This is a genomic window from Wolbachia endosymbiont (group B) of Xylocampa areola, assembly GCF_964028205.1.
Lineage (GTDB): Bacteria > Pseudomonadota > Alphaproteobacteria > Rickettsiales > Anaplasmataceae > Wolbachia.
On record NZ_OZ034771.1, the window covers coordinates 929,117 to 945,099 of the forward strand.

14 protein-coding genes and 1 pseudogene are annotated in these 15,983 nt (G+C 33.5%); 6 read left to right on the forward strand and 9 right to left on the reverse strand.

Annotation, left to right across the window (positions count from 1 at the left end; all coding sequences use genetic code 11):
- The first annotated feature begins 32 nt into the window (after positions 1 to 32).
- Positions 33 to 698 (forward strand): annotated as a pseudogene (locus tag ABWU35_RS04540) (IS6 family transposase).
- Positions 699 to 1,460: 762 nt separating this feature from the next.
- Here the strand turns inward: ABWU35_RS04540 and ABWU35_RS04545 are convergent.
- Together ABWU35_RS04545 and ABWU35_RS04550 are read right to left on the reverse strand one after the other, a co-directional pair.
- Positions 1,461 to 2,360 carry a hypothetical protein gene (locus tag ABWU35_RS04545; RefSeq protein ID WP_264685470.1) on the reverse strand — a complete coding sequence of 300 codons (900 nt, stop codon included), beginning with the start codon at positions 2,358 to 2,360 and terminating at the stop codon, positions 1,461 to 1,463.
- Between the two features lie 128 nt (positions 2,361 to 2,488).
- Entirely contained in the window at positions 2,489 to 3,286 is a 798-nt protein-coding gene (locus ABWU35_RS04550) for a YgfZ/GcvT domain-containing protein (protein WP_264685469.1), read from the reverse strand.
- Positions 3,287 to 3,398: 112 nt separating this feature from the next.
- On the opposite strand from ABWU35_RS04550, the gene ABWU35_RS04555 reads away from it, so the two are divergent.
- From ABWU35_RS04555 to ABWU35_RS04565, 3 genes are all read left to right on the forward strand, one after another.
- Complete coding sequence (locus tag ABWU35_RS04555; protein ID WP_007302813.1) at positions 3,399 to 3,689, forward strand: co-chaperone GroES; 291 nt, start codon at positions 3,399 to 3,401, stop codon at positions 3,687 to 3,689.
- A gap of 89 nt (positions 3,690 to 3,778) precedes the next feature.
- On the forward strand, positions 3,779 to 5,437 hold the full coding sequence (gene groL / locus ABWU35_RS04560) for a chaperonin GroEL (protein WP_264685468.1): 1,659 nt from the start codon (positions 3,779 to 3,781) through the stop codon (positions 5,435 to 5,437).
- A gap of 287 nt (positions 5,438 to 5,724) precedes the next feature.
- Entirely contained in the window at positions 5,725 to 6,228 is a 504-nt protein-coding gene (locus tag ABWU35_RS04565; RefSeq protein ID WP_007302815.1) for a protein-disulfide reductase DsbD domain-containing protein, read from the forward strand.
- A 144-nt stretch (positions 6,229 to 6,372) separates the two neighbouring features.
- Here ABWU35_RS04565 and ABWU35_RS04570 read toward each other — a convergent pair whose 3' ends face one another.
- Entirely contained in the window at positions 6,373 to 7,263 is an 891-nt protein-coding gene (locus tag ABWU35_RS04570) for a hypothetical protein (protein WP_007302816.1), read from the reverse strand.
- A gap of 638 nt (positions 7,264 to 7,901) precedes the next feature.
- Between ABWU35_RS04570 and ABWU35_RS04575 the strand changes: the two genes are divergently transcribed.
- Positions 7,902 to 9,239, forward strand: a complete 1,338-nt coding sequence (locus ABWU35_RS04575; protein ID WP_007302817.1) for an alanine/glycine:cation symporter family protein — start codon at positions 7,902 to 7,904, stop codon at positions 9,237 to 9,239.
- Between the two features lie 166 nt (positions 9,240 to 9,405).
- On the opposite strand, the gene ABWU35_RS04580 is transcribed toward ABWU35_RS04575, so the two are convergent.
- From ABWU35_RS04580 to ABWU35_RS04590, 3 genes are read right to left on the reverse strand one after another with little or no spacing between them, the layout of a single operon-like run.
- Complete coding sequence (locus ABWU35_RS04580) at positions 9,406 to 9,762, reverse strand: transposase (RefSeq protein ID WP_007301972.1); 357 nt, start codon at positions 9,760 to 9,762, stop codon at positions 9,406 to 9,408.
- The gene (locus ABWU35_RS04585) at positions 9,722 to 9,904 is read right to left on the reverse strand and encodes a hypothetical protein (RefSeq protein WP_265028073.1); all 183 of its coding nucleotides are present in this window, start codon (positions 9,902 to 9,904) and stop codon (positions 9,722 to 9,724) included. Before ABWU35_RS04585 ends, ABWU35_RS04580 begins: the two co-directional genes overlap by 41 nt.
- On the reverse strand, positions 9,870 to 10,334 hold the full coding sequence (locus ABWU35_RS04590; RefSeq protein WP_264685467.1) for a transposase: 465 nt from the start codon (positions 10,332 to 10,334) through the stop codon (positions 9,870 to 9,872). Before ABWU35_RS04590 ends, ABWU35_RS04585 begins: the two co-directional genes overlap by 35 nt.
- 367 nt (positions 10,335 to 10,701) lie before the next feature.
- Between ABWU35_RS04590 and ABWU35_RS04595 the strand changes: the two genes are divergently transcribed.
- Positions 10,702 to 12,915 (forward strand): hypothetical protein, encoded by a 2,214-nt coding sequence (locus ABWU35_RS04595; RefSeq protein ID WP_264685466.1) that lies wholly within the window; start codon positions 10,702 to 10,704, stop codon positions 12,913 to 12,915.
- Here the strand turns inward: ABWU35_RS04595 and ABWU35_RS04600 are convergent.
- The 3 genes from ABWU35_RS04600 to ABWU35_RS04610 all read right to left on the reverse strand — a co-directional run bounded on the left by ABWU35_RS04600 (position 12,902) and on the right by ABWU35_RS04610 (position 15,926).
- A complete protein-coding gene (locus ABWU35_RS04600) occupies positions 12,902 to 13,492 on the reverse strand; it encodes a Maf family nucleotide pyrophosphatase (RefSeq protein ID WP_007302819.1) in 591 nt (196 codons plus the stop codon). The two genes, ABWU35_RS04595 and ABWU35_RS04600, sit on opposite strands and share 14 nt — an antisense overlap.
- Positions 13,489 to 13,725, reverse strand: a complete 237-nt coding sequence (infA, locus tag ABWU35_RS04605) for a translation initiation factor IF-1 (RefSeq protein ID WP_007302820.1) — start codon at positions 13,723 to 13,725, stop codon at positions 13,489 to 13,491. The genes ABWU35_RS04600 and infA overlap by 4 nt, the downstream gene beginning before the upstream one ends.
- A 71-nt stretch (positions 13,726 to 13,796) precedes the next feature.
- The gene (locus ABWU35_RS04610; protein WP_264685465.1) at positions 13,797 to 15,926 is read right to left on the reverse strand and encodes a hypothetical protein; all 2,130 of its coding nucleotides are present in this window, start codon (positions 15,924 to 15,926) and stop codon (positions 13,797 to 13,799) included.
- Positions 15,927 to 15,983 lie beyond the last annotated feature (57 nt).

The window sequence follows — 15,983 nt, forward strand, 5'->3', positions numbered from 1 at the left end:
GAATGATATAATTGTCTAAAAATAAAGCAAAGATGTTTCGTATCAATAAAAAATTATTGCCATCCTTCAAAGGATTTAGCTTTTCAGCGATGTTATCTGTATACATGAAATGTCGATTCTCTTTGAGCTATCGAGATTTGGAAGAAATTATGAGTATAAGGGGAGCAAAAATTGACCATGCTACGTTACAAAGTGGGTTATCACCACTGATAGATTAGGCAGTAAGGAAAAGAAAGAAGCAGGTTGGTAGTAGTTGGAGAGACCTACATTAAATTAAACGGTAAATGGGTTTATTTATATAGAGCACTATTGGTAATACTGTAGACTTCCTCTTGTGTGTTAGTAGAGACAAGTCTGCAGCACTTGCATTCTTTCGTAAAGCCTTCAGGAGTAACTATCTTCCTGAGAAAATTGTCATTGATAAAAGCGGCAGTAATACTGCTGCTCTTGATGATTTGAATGCAGAAATTTCTGAAGATTATAGAATCACAGTTCTTCAAATAAAATATCTAAATAATATTGTTGAGAGGTTTATCAAGAAGCGAATAAAGCCTATGCTTAGTTTTAAAAATTTTCATTCCGCAAAGATTACTATTACAGGTATAGAAAATATTCGCATGATTCAGAAAAAACAAATTATCGGAGCTAATGACAATGTTTCTACTTTTGAGAATTTTGCTATGTTAATGGCTCTATAACTCCTATAATCCCAGCTTTAATGATCTTCTTTTCTATGGTTTATAGATGCAACAGAACCAGATAGGTTGCTGTGTAAAAATTTGGGAAATGTTTTTGTTAGTATTAAAAATTACATAATGTATATTATGGAAAATATAAGAAACACAAGCTTTCAGCAAGAGAAAATGCAATTTTTGGTCTTCTCAAACAGCATAAAAAAGTGCCTGTTGAACCTCCAGATTAATGCTCAAAAATGTTCAATTGATACTTTAAAAGTATTACTTTAAAAATACCTAAAGTATCACTTCAAAAGCACTTAAAAATTTTATCTTTTAGGAAAAATTTTCCAAGACTACCCCCTTATTGGCTTTTGTTAGAAAAATATTAAAACTATAACCAAATATGTAATCTTTTATATGATTGTATTAGCTTAGCTCCCTTAATGGTTGTTTCTTTTTTTTTTTTAAATATTAAAATAAATATAACTTTTCAGAGTTATCCACAGTTTTTTTGTTCTCAATTATATATATATATTAGTATTTGGAGATCATATTTATTATAGATCTCCAAAGTACTCAGAAATGTAAAATTATATACTCTACTAGGTTATCAACTTAGTTATTAACAATTCTGTGAATAACTTAAACAAGAAAAAGGGGCTTTTGCACGAGTTTATGGTTACACCTATTATCAGATCTAGGTACCCTAAATAGGATTAAGGGTACCTAACGAAGTAAAAAATTTCGAGAAAAAGGAAGAAGAAACTTCTTCGCTCTACTTAATTAAACTGATATACCTGTCGCTGTATTAGTTTCTTGTTTTACAGTGTCAAACCCTTTTGTCGTATAAACGGTATCTATACAACTCTTAGGCTTTAAAACATCGTACGTAATAGCACCAATCGTAGCTCCAACTAATAATGCAGCGACTAAAGCTATACCAATTATAGTCGGCAATGCCGTTAATGCGGCACCAGTACCAAAATACAATCCTAACCCAACTGCCAATGCAGTTATAGCACCACCAATAGCACCAAATTTCATTCCTTTCTTAGCTGCATTTTTCCTTAACTCACGGTTATCTCCAAAATCTAGTGTCCTTTCCATTCCCCTTAACGTTATTGTATTGAGCTCTTGTTCCAATTCGATTATCCTGATTTCTTCTAGAAAATTTTTATATTTACTTTTCTCTTGATCATCTTCCAGTTTCCCCATCTCTCTTTCTAAAGCACCTTTAATCATATTACGATCTGAATCTTCAGGTAAAGCTTTCCAAAACTCTTTTAATCCAAATTTGTCTTTGATTAAATCTAAAAATTCAGTTATATTAACTGAAGATTTCACAATAATATCAACCATTCTATAATCTTCGCGAATACCATTATCCGATTCTACAAAGCCAAGATCGATACTTAAAAATTCTTTTAATATATTTCTCTTTTTAACCATATCGAAAACGGCTGATTCGCAAATTTTATTATTACCAAGAAGATCGAATAAAAGGCTAACTCTTGTATAAGAAGAATCTTCGTCTCCTTTTTCACCTCTATATAATTTAAAAACAGCAAAAAGATCTTCTGTTTTAGCTTCTTCAAGTATTTGAACTATATCCTTAGTTCCGGTTCCTTTTATTACAAGCTCTAGATCATTGCATAAAGTTTTTTGTTCTTCTGTTAACGCCATATCAAACTCTCCTACTAAAAATAATAATATACTTTAATTATGATATATTTAAATAATAAAGTCAATAATTTAACTAAATATCACAAACACTTAAACAAGAAAAAGGGGCTTTTACTCGAATAGATATTTTATAACGTCTTAATGCTAACTCCACCGACATATAAATTTGCGTGGCTTTTTCCAGTATTAAGCAATGCAAGTCCAATATTGTCGACACTAGAGCGTAGTTCTCCTACTTCTTCATTATGTTCACTGATTACTTTAGTGCCAATATTTGGAAGTGCATTTTTTCCCTTAACAAGGTAAAGTTTCCTTCTGAATTTTTCTTGTCTGCTCATTCGATTTACAACTTCCTGACCTATATAGCACCCTTTATTAAAGCTTATACCATTTATCTTATCGATTAAATATTGCAGCGGAAATGATGAATTTTGCACCATATCTTTTGCTCCATCTGGGACAAGGTTTTTAATTCTAACTTTTTCATACTGAATAAAATCTCCAACCGGTTCTTTTATTTCATCTTCATGTATGATCCTCATTCCTAGCAGCTTGTGCCTTGGATCTTGAAAAATAACTTGTGACTTACTACTACACTTCGCCAACTTAGCATCAAATAAAACTCCAACCTTATATAGTGAACTAATGTCTTTAATCCTCACTCTAAGGTAAGTTTTGAGCAAGTCTAATTTTTCAATTATTTGCTGTAGATGGGCATTTTCACACTCCAAATAAATATATTTATCATGCTCAATGAGGAAAAAATCGTACAGATATTTTCCCTGAGGGTTGAGTAATAAAGAGTAAATTGCCTGCTGGCTACTTAGTTTATTAATATCATTTGTTATAACACCCTGAAGAAAATCTCTCGTATCTGGTCCGTATAAAGATATTAGACTACGGTTTGCTAGCGGTATGTAACCCATAAAACTTCTGTTCAAATCTTAATTATACACTTTTACTAACTCCAACCCTTGAAATGTAACCTTTAGATGACTACATAGAATTGTAGGTTAATCTATTAATGAGGAAACATAAATGTCAAGTGTAAATTTGAATGTATTAGATGATAACGTGCTAATAAAGCCTATTACTGAAGAAAAACAAGGTGGAATTGTACTACCATCAAGTGCTGAAAAGAAGCCTACTAAAGGTGAAGTTATAGCAATTGGTAGTGGTTCACGCAACTCAAGCGGAGAGCGTATAGCTTTAACTGTAAAAACTGGTGATAAGGTTTTCTACAGGCAGTGGGCTGGGACAGAAGTAGAGCATGATAATGAAAAGTATGTCGTGATGAAGGAGTCAGACCTACTTGCTGTTATCAAGTAGGTATTCCTATTTTACTAAACTAATGCGCTATATAGTGCATTATGTATTTTAATATTCTAAATTTTTTATTAATTTAAGGAGTGATAAAAATGGCTAACATAGTAGTATCAGGCGAACAGTTGCAAGAAGCCTTTCGTGAAGTTGCAGCAATGGTTGACTCAACGGTGGGAGCAACTGCAGGGCCTAGGGGAAATACAGTAGGAATTAGCAAGCCATATGGTGGACCAGAGGTCACAAAGGATGGCTATAAGGTAATGAAAGGTATAAAGCCTGAAAAACCATTACACTCTGCGATAGTAAGCACCATTGCTCAAAGTGCTTCTCAGTGTAATGACAAAGTTGGTGATGGTACCACAACATGCTCAATACTGACTAGCAATATGATAATGGAAGCTTCAAAGTCAATTGCAGCTGGAAATGATCGTATTTGTATCAAAAATGGAATACAGAAGGCAAAAGATGTGATATTAAAGGAAATTACATCAATGTCTCGCACAATTTCTTTAGAGAAAATGGATGAAGTTGCACAAGTTGCAATAATTTCTGCAAATGGTGATAAAGATATTGGTAATAGCATTGCTGATGCTGTTAAAAAGGTTGGAAAAGAAGGCGTCATCACTGTTGAAGAGAGTAAGGGTTCAAAAGAATTAGAAGTTGAACTTACAACTGGTATGCAGTTTGACCGTGGTTATCTCTCTCCATACTTTGTTACAAATAATGAAAAGATGAGCGTGGAGCTTGATGATCCATATTTGCTGATTACAGAAAAAAAACTTAATATTATTCAACCTTTACTTCCTATTCTTGAGGCTATTTTTAAGTCTGGTAAACCTTTGTTTATCATTGCAGAAGATGTTGAAGGTGAAGCATTAAGCACTTTAGTGATCAACAAATTACGTGGTCTAAAAGTTGCTGCAGTAAAAGCTCCAGGTTTTGGTGATAGGAGAAAGGAGATGCTCGAAGATATAGCAGCTTTAACAGGTGCTAAGTATGTCATAAAAGATGAGCTTGGAATCAAGATGGAAGATTTGACTCTTGAAGATCTTGGTACTGCTAAAAATGTTAAAATCACTAAAGACAATACCACAATTGTTAGTGAAGACAGCGACTGTGACAAACAAAACAGAGTAAATGCTAGAATTAACCAGATTAAATCTCAGATTGAAACTTCAACCTCTGATTATGACAAAGAAAAGCTAAGAGAGCGTTTAGCAAAATTATCAGGCGGCGTTGCTGTACTCAAAGTTGGTGGAGCAACTGAAGTAGAGGTAAAAGAACGTAGAGATAGAGTAGAAGATGCACTTCATGCAACAAGAGCTGCAATTGAAGAAGGGATAGTTCCAGGTGGAGGAGTTGCACTTCTTTACGCTGCATCTGCTCTTGATAAGCTAAAAGCTTCAAGCGATGAAGAGCAAATAGGTATCAACATTGTCAAAAAAGTTCTCAGTGCTCCAATCAAAAGATTGGTTAAAAATGCTGGTCTTGAATCTGCTGTTATAATTGACTATTTGATTAAGCAGAATGATAAAGAGCTTATATACAACGTTGAGGCTATGAACTACGCTAATGCATCAACAGCTGGTGTAATTGATCCGGCAAAAGTAGTTCGTATTGCTTTTGAAACGGCAGTGTCTGTAGCAAGCGCACTTATTACTACTGAATCTATGATAGTTGATCTACCAAACAAAGAAGAAAATGCTTCATCACCTATGGGTGCAGGAGCAATGGGCGGAATGGGTGGATTCTAAGTAAACAAGAGCCTTGGAGCAACTTGCTCCAAGGTATCTTTCTAGTTCTAAAAAGTCTTACATTTATAAAGGAAAGAAATTTGTGATTTTCTATGCAAAGCCACTACTATTTATATTTGTTACGTCTCTTTAATATTATAACTGCTTAAAAATAAAAAAATAATATATGAAAGTTATAATTGCTAGTATATTACTATTAGTATAATATTATATTAATAAATGATTTATATAATATTTTTATTATAATAGATAGAACTTAAATTATTTTCTTCATAAATAGAGTATTTATGAAAATACGTATATACTCAATCCTACTTTTACTTTTTTCTTGCACTCAATTGTGCGCTGAAGAAGAAGTTGCAAAATTTGATCTGCTCATTGGTAAGGTAAATAAAGCAAACCTTACCATTGAAGGCGCAATAAAGGTTACAATAAAACCAGGTTGGCATATATATTACAAAGACCCTGGAGATTTCGGCCTTCCTACTTCCTTTGACTGTCAGGGTAACATATCAAATATAGATATTCATTGGTCTACTCCCAAGGAACATGAAGATAAAGTTGGGGAAGTTACATTTGTTAGTAACATATATGAAGATATGGTGTTATTTCCCTTTAAAACTAATATCATTCCAAATCAGGAATATGTTGATATTAACTTTCATATAAAGTACGCAATATGTAAAGATAGGTGTATCCCTAAAAATGCCGAGATAAAAACCAGTCAACCACTAAAGGATTTTATGGATTCCGATATCAATAAACTCATAAATGAGTGGTATGAAAAATAGAGCTCCCAGCGAGCAAGTGATAGTTATACGATAGCTTAAAAATGTTATTCCTGTCCCTGAATTTTCCAATAAAGATCTTTCCAAAAATTTCGATCATGAAGCCTTTTGGTCCCCAAAAGGCTTCATTTCAATCAATAACGAAAATTATAACTTTGAAAGAGCTGCTTGCTTATTAACTCCTGTAGTGATTTGTATGCTTTCCACACTTGTTGAAGGATAAAATCCTTTTATTACTTCAGAGCCTTCTCGCTTTAAATATGACAATGCTTCATATAAAGGCTTCGCTTCATATTGTCTTCCTACTTTTACTTCTTTATTTGCAGCTAATTGCTCCCAAGTGACACCATTGCTTTCAATAAACTCTACAGCACCATTATCACTAATGATAATTTTCATTTCACACTCTTCTCCTTCAGCATACCAATTTAAAGTCATATAATATGAGCCGTTAGCTACTTCATAAATTCTTGTTCCATTCTCATCAACTCTGCAGCGTATTCCCCTTGTTTCACATTTGCTTTTACTAGGCAGCAATAATGTAATTCCATCTACACCATATTTTCTGCATATATCACTATTTAAAACATCAACCACATTTATTGATTTTGTAGGATCGCCAAGCATAATTCTGAGTGCAGGCTTAATCTTACCTTTCTTTCTACTTTCTTTAATTCCTATATATTCTAAAGTATTATCTTTTATACTTTCCTTTACATCTTTTGCAATTTTCTGAGCAATTGCACCTACGACATTTTTGCTATCGTACTTATTGGCATGTTTATATTCATACCTGCCATTAACCTCATATCTATACTTTTCCTGTCCTTCTTCATTGGAAAGTACAGTAGAAAAGTGTTTAAACCACTTTTCATCATCATCAATACTAACTTCTTCGTTCTTCTCTTCAGAATCGATAGTCACTTTACTACCTGGATTCACATTTTGAAAAAAATTATCTTTTAGGCGCAAATAAAAACGATTACTTTTATCAAAATAATCCTGATTATTAACTGCTTTTGGATTATCTACCACCATATTACCTCCACACATTAGCTATATAGAGGTATATATCAGTATTGACCTTCTAGGTCAACACTAAACAATAACGAAAACTATAGTTGTTTCTTTTCACCTGCTAAAGATTGTGCTTGTGCTCCATCTACACTTGTTGAAGGTTGCTTCTCAATATGTGTGATTTAGATATTCTCGTGCTTCATCACTATATTTAATGCTCTTGTAGCTTAAACTTCTTATCAACACCTTGCCTAAATGAAAATATTCCTATTTCTTGGAAAAATTTGTTATATTTACCTTGGTTACTGACTCTCATTTTTTATGATATATTTATCCTTAAGCGGTTAAATGGCTATTTTATAATGAATTTTGTCAGTAATCGCTAGTTTTTCTCCTGCTATGCAACAAAGCCCTCTGGCATCCAGATTAGACACTAAGTTGATAAGTATAAAAGCAGCTAACCTTATGTAAAAACACAATATTCCAGTGTTAAGCACTGGAATGACATTGTATGAACATTGTACCATATTACAATCAGTTGTGATTGGTATGACAAGATTAAGAGGTGCTAGAATAATGAAACCGAAGTCATACATAGAAAATAGGTTGGGTATTTTCAACTTTTGCTATATACTCAAGTAAAAATCTCTCTTTTACAGATGGATACAGTAAAGTTTGTTTTCTTACTGCCAACAATACTACTCATACTAGTTGCTGGTGTTTACCTATCGGTTAAACTAAAATGGTTACAGGTGTTTAGACTACCGTATGCCGTTTCACTTATTGGAGCTAAAAGAGGAGAAAATAAATTTTCTTCTATAGCCGCCCTGTTTACAATCTTAGGAGGAAATTTAGGAGTAGGAAACGTTTCAGGCACTGCTGTTGCTCTAAAAACCGGAGGACCAGGATCCATTTTATGGATGGCAATAATTATTGTTGTTACTTCTGTGATAAAATATGTTACTTGTTACCTAAGTATAAAAACCAGAAAAGAAAAAAATGGACGGTTTATAGGTGGACCTGTAGCCTACATGACTGATGCATTTAATTCTAGAAAAGCTACAGTTGTGTTTCTAGTTATTATGATGATGGTTTCAATAACAGTTGGTAACCTTGTTCAGGTAAATTCTCTATCAATACCACTCAGCATGGTAGATATACCTGTAGTCATTGGCGGCATTGTAATGGCCATAATATTTTTTGTTGTTGCAGCTCTCAGCTTAAAAAAAATTAAAATTTTTATATCGGCTATGATACCGATAATGACGGTAAGTTACCTCACACTTTGCGGTATCATATTATTTAAGTTTAGTGAAAATATTCTTCCTTCTCTAAAACTAATAACAAGCAATTTTTTTACAACTAGTAGCTTTAACTCTGGCTTATCTTTAGGTTTAATTTTAGAAATGTTGACTATTATTCAAGTAGGAACTCTGCGAGGTATTTTTGCAACAGATATAGGACTTGGCCTCGAAGGAATTGTACACTCCTCGATTACTCCTAAAAAAAATAACAATAAATTTATCATTGAACAAAGTCTAATCACAATAATATCTCCTTTTATAGTTGCACTCATAGTGTTCATTACAGCAATGGTACTGCTTGTCACAGATTCTTGGATTACTGATTTAGAGAGCACTAACATATGCATATTTGCTTTTAGAAAAGCTATGAATTGGCCCTATATTGACTATTTTATTATGACCATAATGTTTTGCTTTGCATTTACTACTATTTTTACTTGGTTTTTTTGTTCAAAACAAACAATACGCTATGTATCTATGGATAATAAATACACCAAAATCTGGACTGTAGTTTTTACCTTAATCATTCCATTTGGTGCAATTGGTGGAGTTAAGTTACTCTGGGATATCGCTGATATTTCAATTGCTGCTTTGCTACTCATAAACATACTTGCTATACTCAAGCTCACTTCTCAAGATCCAGAAGTATTTACTATGAGTAGCAAATACCTGAAGTTGCAAAAACAGAGCTAAAGCAATATTTTAAGTTGTCATCCCAGTCTGGAATCCAGCCTTTCATGAACTTCATCAAAAATTTTATGTTTTAACATAATACTTTTATGCTCACTAACTGAGTGCGACTGGATCCCAGTGGGCTTTGTTGCACAGCTCTTCGGATAGTGGGTAATGTATAATAAATTCATGAAGCTATATCAAACTTAGCCATGCCTATTTCAGTAAATTTGTTAAGCAAATAACACTTGAGTAGCAGTTCCTTCTCACGATTAATCTCAGATTTATTCCTAAAACTAAATCCAAATATTTGCTTCAGTCGCGAGAAAAAACTTTCTATATAAGATCTCTTCCAATAATTTATCTCTTTTTTCCACCTCTTCATACCATCTTCATCATATGACTTTATGAGCTTGATTGTAGAATTTCTCTCATTCATATAATCCAACTTTGGATGCTCTACTGCATTATTTTGCGGAGGAATCCTTGTCTTTATGTCAAGCTCATCGCACAGTTTGTATAACTTCTTTCGATCTATCTGCATATATCGTGCTTATGTTATACTTGGTATCCACTCTTTCAATAAGATCACAGGCTCCATAGTGGTCGGAATAAACTTCACTACTGTATTTTGCAGCTATAACTTTTTTACTACCTATCTCTAGCATTACATCTTGTTTGCTCATAGCGGCGATACTTTCTATCTGTACCATTTGCCTTACTATGGCCTGGAATATTATTGTAGATGCTGATACCTGTACTATCTATAGCAATTTCAATATCTTCCATATCGTTCTTATCAACTCTGCAGTCGTTGATTTTGATATTAAGCTTTTTAAACCTTCTTGAAGCCTGCGAATAGCTGATAATTTGCAAAATTTTCCCTATTTGCTCAAGATATTTCTCTATAAATCCCACTGTTTGCCTAAGACCAATCCTGAATAGATAGGTTATTATGTGAATTAGAATCACTACTTTGTCGCTGTAGACATTGTTGCCACCTGCTACTTTTGGACTATTTTCGTACCAATTTTCAATGGCATCGTTGATATAATGAAAAACATTTCCCCTTTCTTGAAGAAATTTGTTATATTCATTGCAGTTACTGACTTTCATTCTTATTGGTATATTTTTCCTTTGTCGGCTAAATATCTATTTTATAACAAATTCCATCAGTAACTGCCTGTTCTTTCCTTGAGTGGTGCAACAAAGCCATTCCAGTGTCACGCGCTGGAATGACATACTTTTTGGTGAAAATTACTCTTATATTATAACGTTTGTAGTTATGAATTTGACTATAGGATCAAGTCTAGAAAAATCTAGATTCCAGACTGGAATGACAACTTAAATTGCTTGATGTGAACATAAAATAGCTCATGTCATCACGTTAGCAATACAACTTCTTTAATAAAAACTAAATCAATTCCCGTAATAATTGTACTAGCTAAGGCTAAAAGGCAGAGGGTTATTAGTGAGGGAAAATATGAATACTCAAAGCACACAACAATATCATGAATTCATTCGAGGATTTTTTACTTTATTCGATGAAATAAAAAAGGAAGACGACCCAATTTATAATTCCAGAGTTGGTTTTAATGCAGTAAAGTTTCTAATAAAGCACTCCGTCTGGAATTTGGAGACAGATGAAGACAAAAATAAAGCTTATGAAGTTATTCTTCCAGAGCAGAACAAGATAAAGAAAGCCGAACAAAAGCTTGAAAGTGAAGTTAAAGCAAGGTTAAAAGAGTATGTTGATGATATCGCAGGAGTTTCAATATATGGCGATCACGCAAGTATTACACTGGGAGATGACAAAAAAGAGTTTAAAATCAGCGAGTTTTTAAATAGTGACTTTTGTCAGAAGAAAGGAATTTCGGGATTTTCAACGCTGCATAGTGATGGAAAGAGCGGAATGCACGGTTTTGTTGCCGAAGAAGGAGAGAAAAGAATAAGGCATTATGTTGTAACCGATGGTTCATATGAAATGACTTTGAATTGGCATGACAAAAATGGCAAAAAATGTACTATCAAAATCAAGATTGATAAAGATGGTGTAGATCTCACTGAACGTAATGGTGTTACTGAGGAACAATTAAAAGCAAACACAGATGTAAAAATAGGTGGCTTATTCCTATATCAAATACAATTCAAGGAGAAAGGACAAGAACAAGAGAATCAACAATCATCTGAAACTTTCATAGAAAATGATATTAGTAAAGGTGTTGGCGTTCAAGCTACTCAAGATCAAGAAGTTAAGTTTAAGCATGCAACGACTAGCACTACACATTCTAATAACGCATCTGCTAAAAAGATTCCACCGTCACTGCCAACTAGAACTAGTTCATTACCTAATAATCAGCAAAAAGGTGAGTATCAGCCAATACGGATTAATAGTGGAAATAACTACAATTCTCCATATTCTGATCATTCAAACAGTACTGCTTTCACCAAATCTGTAAGCCAAAATCAAAACGATAGGCAGTCTACATTTACTACGTTTGGATATACTGCATCTGGAAGCCGAAGATCAGATGAAAGTGAGCAAATATCTAATAATCGGCAAAAAGGTGCAATTTTTGATCCTACAACTAATGAAAGCACTGCAGCAGCACAAGACGTTGCATTCAAAAAAGTTAAAGGTGCATTTAAGTATGAAAACGCTAAAGAATCAAGCAATACTGGAAATAAGCAATCACTAAATGATGTAGCTTCGATTCTTGCATGGAAAGCAAAAAATGAGTTATTACGTAGTGAAAGTAAGTATGGTGAAGAATTTTCTGACTTCGAAGATGGTTGGAGCGATAACGAAGATGAGTATATAACGCTTTCAAAACCTCAATCAGATTATAAACAAGAAAAAGATTATCTTAGCACTAAGGAAAACGAAGAAAGAGGAAACGATGAACAAAAAGAAACCGAACAAGAAAATGAATCGCTAGAATACAGCTCAACAGATATAAAAACAAACGATTCGGGCTATTCATCTCCAACTCACTCTAATCATGAACAATCTCGAGTAAATTCTGGACAGTTAAAAGCGAGCCTAATGAATGTTGAACAAAGAGATTATACCCTACTTACGGAATTTACCAGTAGGTTGGATAAAGAAACTCAGAAATTCCCGCTAAAACCAGTAAATCAAAAGAAAATGAGTGAACAAACAAAAGAACATTTATTAGCAGCTGGATTGCTAAAAGACAATGCAGCGGAGGAAGAAATAAACGACTCAGGTTACTCATCTCCAACTTACACTAGCCACGATAATTTTCAGGTAAATCCTGAACAATTAGAGAGGAAATTAGAAACCATTGAACCAAAAGATACATTGGAAAAATTGAATAAAGGATTGAGAGACCAGGCTACTAAAGATTTATTCTCAGAAAGTATGTTGAAAGAAGTAAAAGAAGGTAAAAAATATGACCCTGTACGTAAGTTATTAGAAAGAAAAGTAGCAGAACAAGAAAATGATAATACTAATCTGACTATAGACAAAAATAGCGAACTATATAAATTGCTAGAAAAAGATGCAGCACAACTGAAAGCTGGAATAGTAGAAGAGGAAAGAAAAGATACTTTAACAGAATGCAATGATAGTCCTGATCGCAATAGAATTGCATTAGCAAATAGAAATAGAATCTGGGCTAAACTTATTGCTGAAGAAAAACAAAAAAAGGACAGTGGTATTAGTATAGGTTAAAGTAATTACTTAGCAAGCAATTGGTTTCATGTAATGGTAACCCTATTACAGAAGAGTAAGAACCACGTAAAAATAATACAAACATTCCCGCAAGGCCTTGTATGTTGCATCCCCCTGCCCTGTTTTTCCACTCTTCTGATGCTAAATAATATTTAATTTCTTGTTCGCTGAGACGCTTAAATTTCACTATTGTAACTACAGTCCTAATATGCTGTTTAGATTGATCAGGAATTAATAAACACACACTGGTGTATACTCTATGCCTTCTTCCTGATAACAAGCGAACGCATTTTTCTGCTTGTTCAACGTTTTCAGCTTTGAGCAATATCCTTCTACCACAAGCAACAACTGTATCCACACCAAGCACAAAGTAATTTGGATTTGCACTTTGTATTTTCTCGGCTTTACTTTTTGCCATACGGATTGAGTAATCTTTTGGCAGTTCTTTCTTCAAAGGCGATTCATCTATATCTGCTGGCAAAACCAAACCTGGCTTAATATTTATTTGTTTGAGTAAGGCTACTCGCCTTTCTGATGATGAAGCAAGAATAAGATTATCTAGAGATTGTTCTATCACTTTAGCCTTTTTATTATCCTACCCTTTCTTGCATTCCTATCATAAATACTCATCTCAACTAACACTCTATCGCCTATAATAATACGTATTTTACTTCTTCTCACTCTTCCTGATACATGACAGATAATCTCATGTTCATTGTCCAGCTTCACTCTAAATTCTGCTGCAGGTAGTAAAGCAGTTACTGCCCCTTCCACTTCAAAAATTGTTTTTGATTTGTCTTCTTTTATCATTGTCGTATTATAATTTAATAATCTTTTTCAGTCTACTATAGATTTTAAATTATTATCAATACAGGAGATTTTTATACTCTACTTGAGTATTGCTCTTGCAACTTAACTCCAATCATCTCCTTAACAATGCAAGAGGAAAGCGAGCTACCTACGCTTCTACTCTCTACTACCTTCTCAATAGAAGTTATTTTAGAAGATAAATCATTATCACAATTTTCCTCATCGCTATCAAGTCCACTATCAAAACTTGAAGATCTGGATAACTCTGTCTTCTTTTGTGAGGCACTATCAGGCTCACTAAAAACGTTTCCTGCTAGAGTATAAAATTGATGATTGAAGCTTCTTTGTTCAATAGAACTCATGTTAGAAGATAAACCATTATCACTACCATATCCGCCATCAGAGCTTGAAGATCTGAGTAACGTCATCTTTTCTTCCAGTGGAACACAAGACTCATTATTAGTCTCATTAAAAATATTTCTTGTTGGAGTATAAAATTGATTATTGAGGCTTCTTTGTTCATCAGCATGAATTTTTTCTCCCAGTCCATCAGCTATTTCTACAACTTTATCATCCCATTCATTCTCACACTCTAGCTTGCTTCTTAACTCTTCAACTTCCCATGCTAGTTTGCATATCCCTTGTTCATAAGATTCCAATTGTGCTTTATACTCATCTTTCAACTCTTGCACTTGAAGTTTTAAATTGCTTATATACTGCTCCTTTTCCTTCATTATGTGTGCTGCTTCTTTTAATTTGTCTTCTAACTCCTTCTTTTCTGTATTAACACCTTTTAGCTTACCCTCTAGCTTTCCTTTTGCTTCACATACATTTTTAAGTTCTTGTGCTTTCTCTTGTAACTCTGCTAACACACTTGCTAACTTTTCATCTTTTTGTGCCAGTTCAGTTTGCAATTCCGTGTTTTTTCGCTCTTCTTTTCTAAAACTGTTTTGTAAATCAGTTATTTGTTGTGAAGCAATTTCTGGTTGAGTTTCAGTGTGCTGTAAATTGGCTTCCAATGCATTGCTATTAATAGAAGGAGAAGAAGGAAGGCTATTATCAGCATCAACTTTATGATCTAACTTCCCCTCTGGTTCCTTACCTTGATAAGCCACCATAGATTCATTGTAAAGATTAATAGGAGTAGCCCTATTCTCTTCTAGTGATTCCATTACAGCATCGTATAAGGAGAGACCTTGAATATATAATTCATCGTTTTGCTTTATTAATTCTAGAATCTCCTTCGATGAAACAAAATCTTCACCATTAAATTTTAGTATTTCAGTTATGCCATCTCTACTCACATTCATAATCATGGTACACATTCCTGATCCATCTTTTGCAGGCCAAGTGCTTGTCATTTCATAATATGCACCTTCTTTAAATTCATAATATCTTTTCTTATCTTTTTTACGAGCGTGTATTTCATGTTTTTTATTGCAATAGATATTCAGTTCTTTAATATCTTTCTCTTGCTGTAAAACGTCACTAATCTTTGTTGGCTCACTATTGTCGTAATGAGTAAGGTTAATATTCAAAACTTTATTATTATTGTCAATTTCTTCACAGTAAACTTGAAAGTCCTCTTTCCATTTTCCAAAATACCTACTTGCAACTTCTTTTCCTTCCTTTACTAACTCTATGTATTTACCTATATTTTTCTCAAAGTCCTCATTAACAGGCTTTTCTCTTTCTTTTACTGCTTGATCCACGTACATTCGCTTAAAATCATTATCACCTATTAGATCATTAAAACGCCAATTATCATAAGCTTTTTGTATATCAGCAAAGTCCATCTTTTCTCTCAAAAGCGCTAATAAGCTTATCTTATCTCTCAAATTTTCTAACTCACAATCGAGAAAATCATCGAAACTGCATAACTTTTTATACAGTTCCCTATCTTCTATAATTGAGCGAAGAAATTTCATTATAGTAAGGTTCTTAATGGAAGGCTCATTTTTTTCTGCATCATTAATATAGCTTTTGAGAAATTGAAATATACCAAGCCCATCACTATCTTGGACAAACTTCTCTCTATCATTAACACAATTGTTGCCTTGTGATGAACATAATCTATTATGCAATTTTTGCAAGTCATGTATTGACTTAACTACATATTCTGCAACTGACAATTCTCTCAGCTGATCACTTGTTTTTTCCGCTCTTACTGCTTTGTCTCCCTTAGTCAAACCTGCAATCATAATACGCCTCCTTTAACTATGTTTATATTATAACAATCAACATGTATTTAAGAAAAA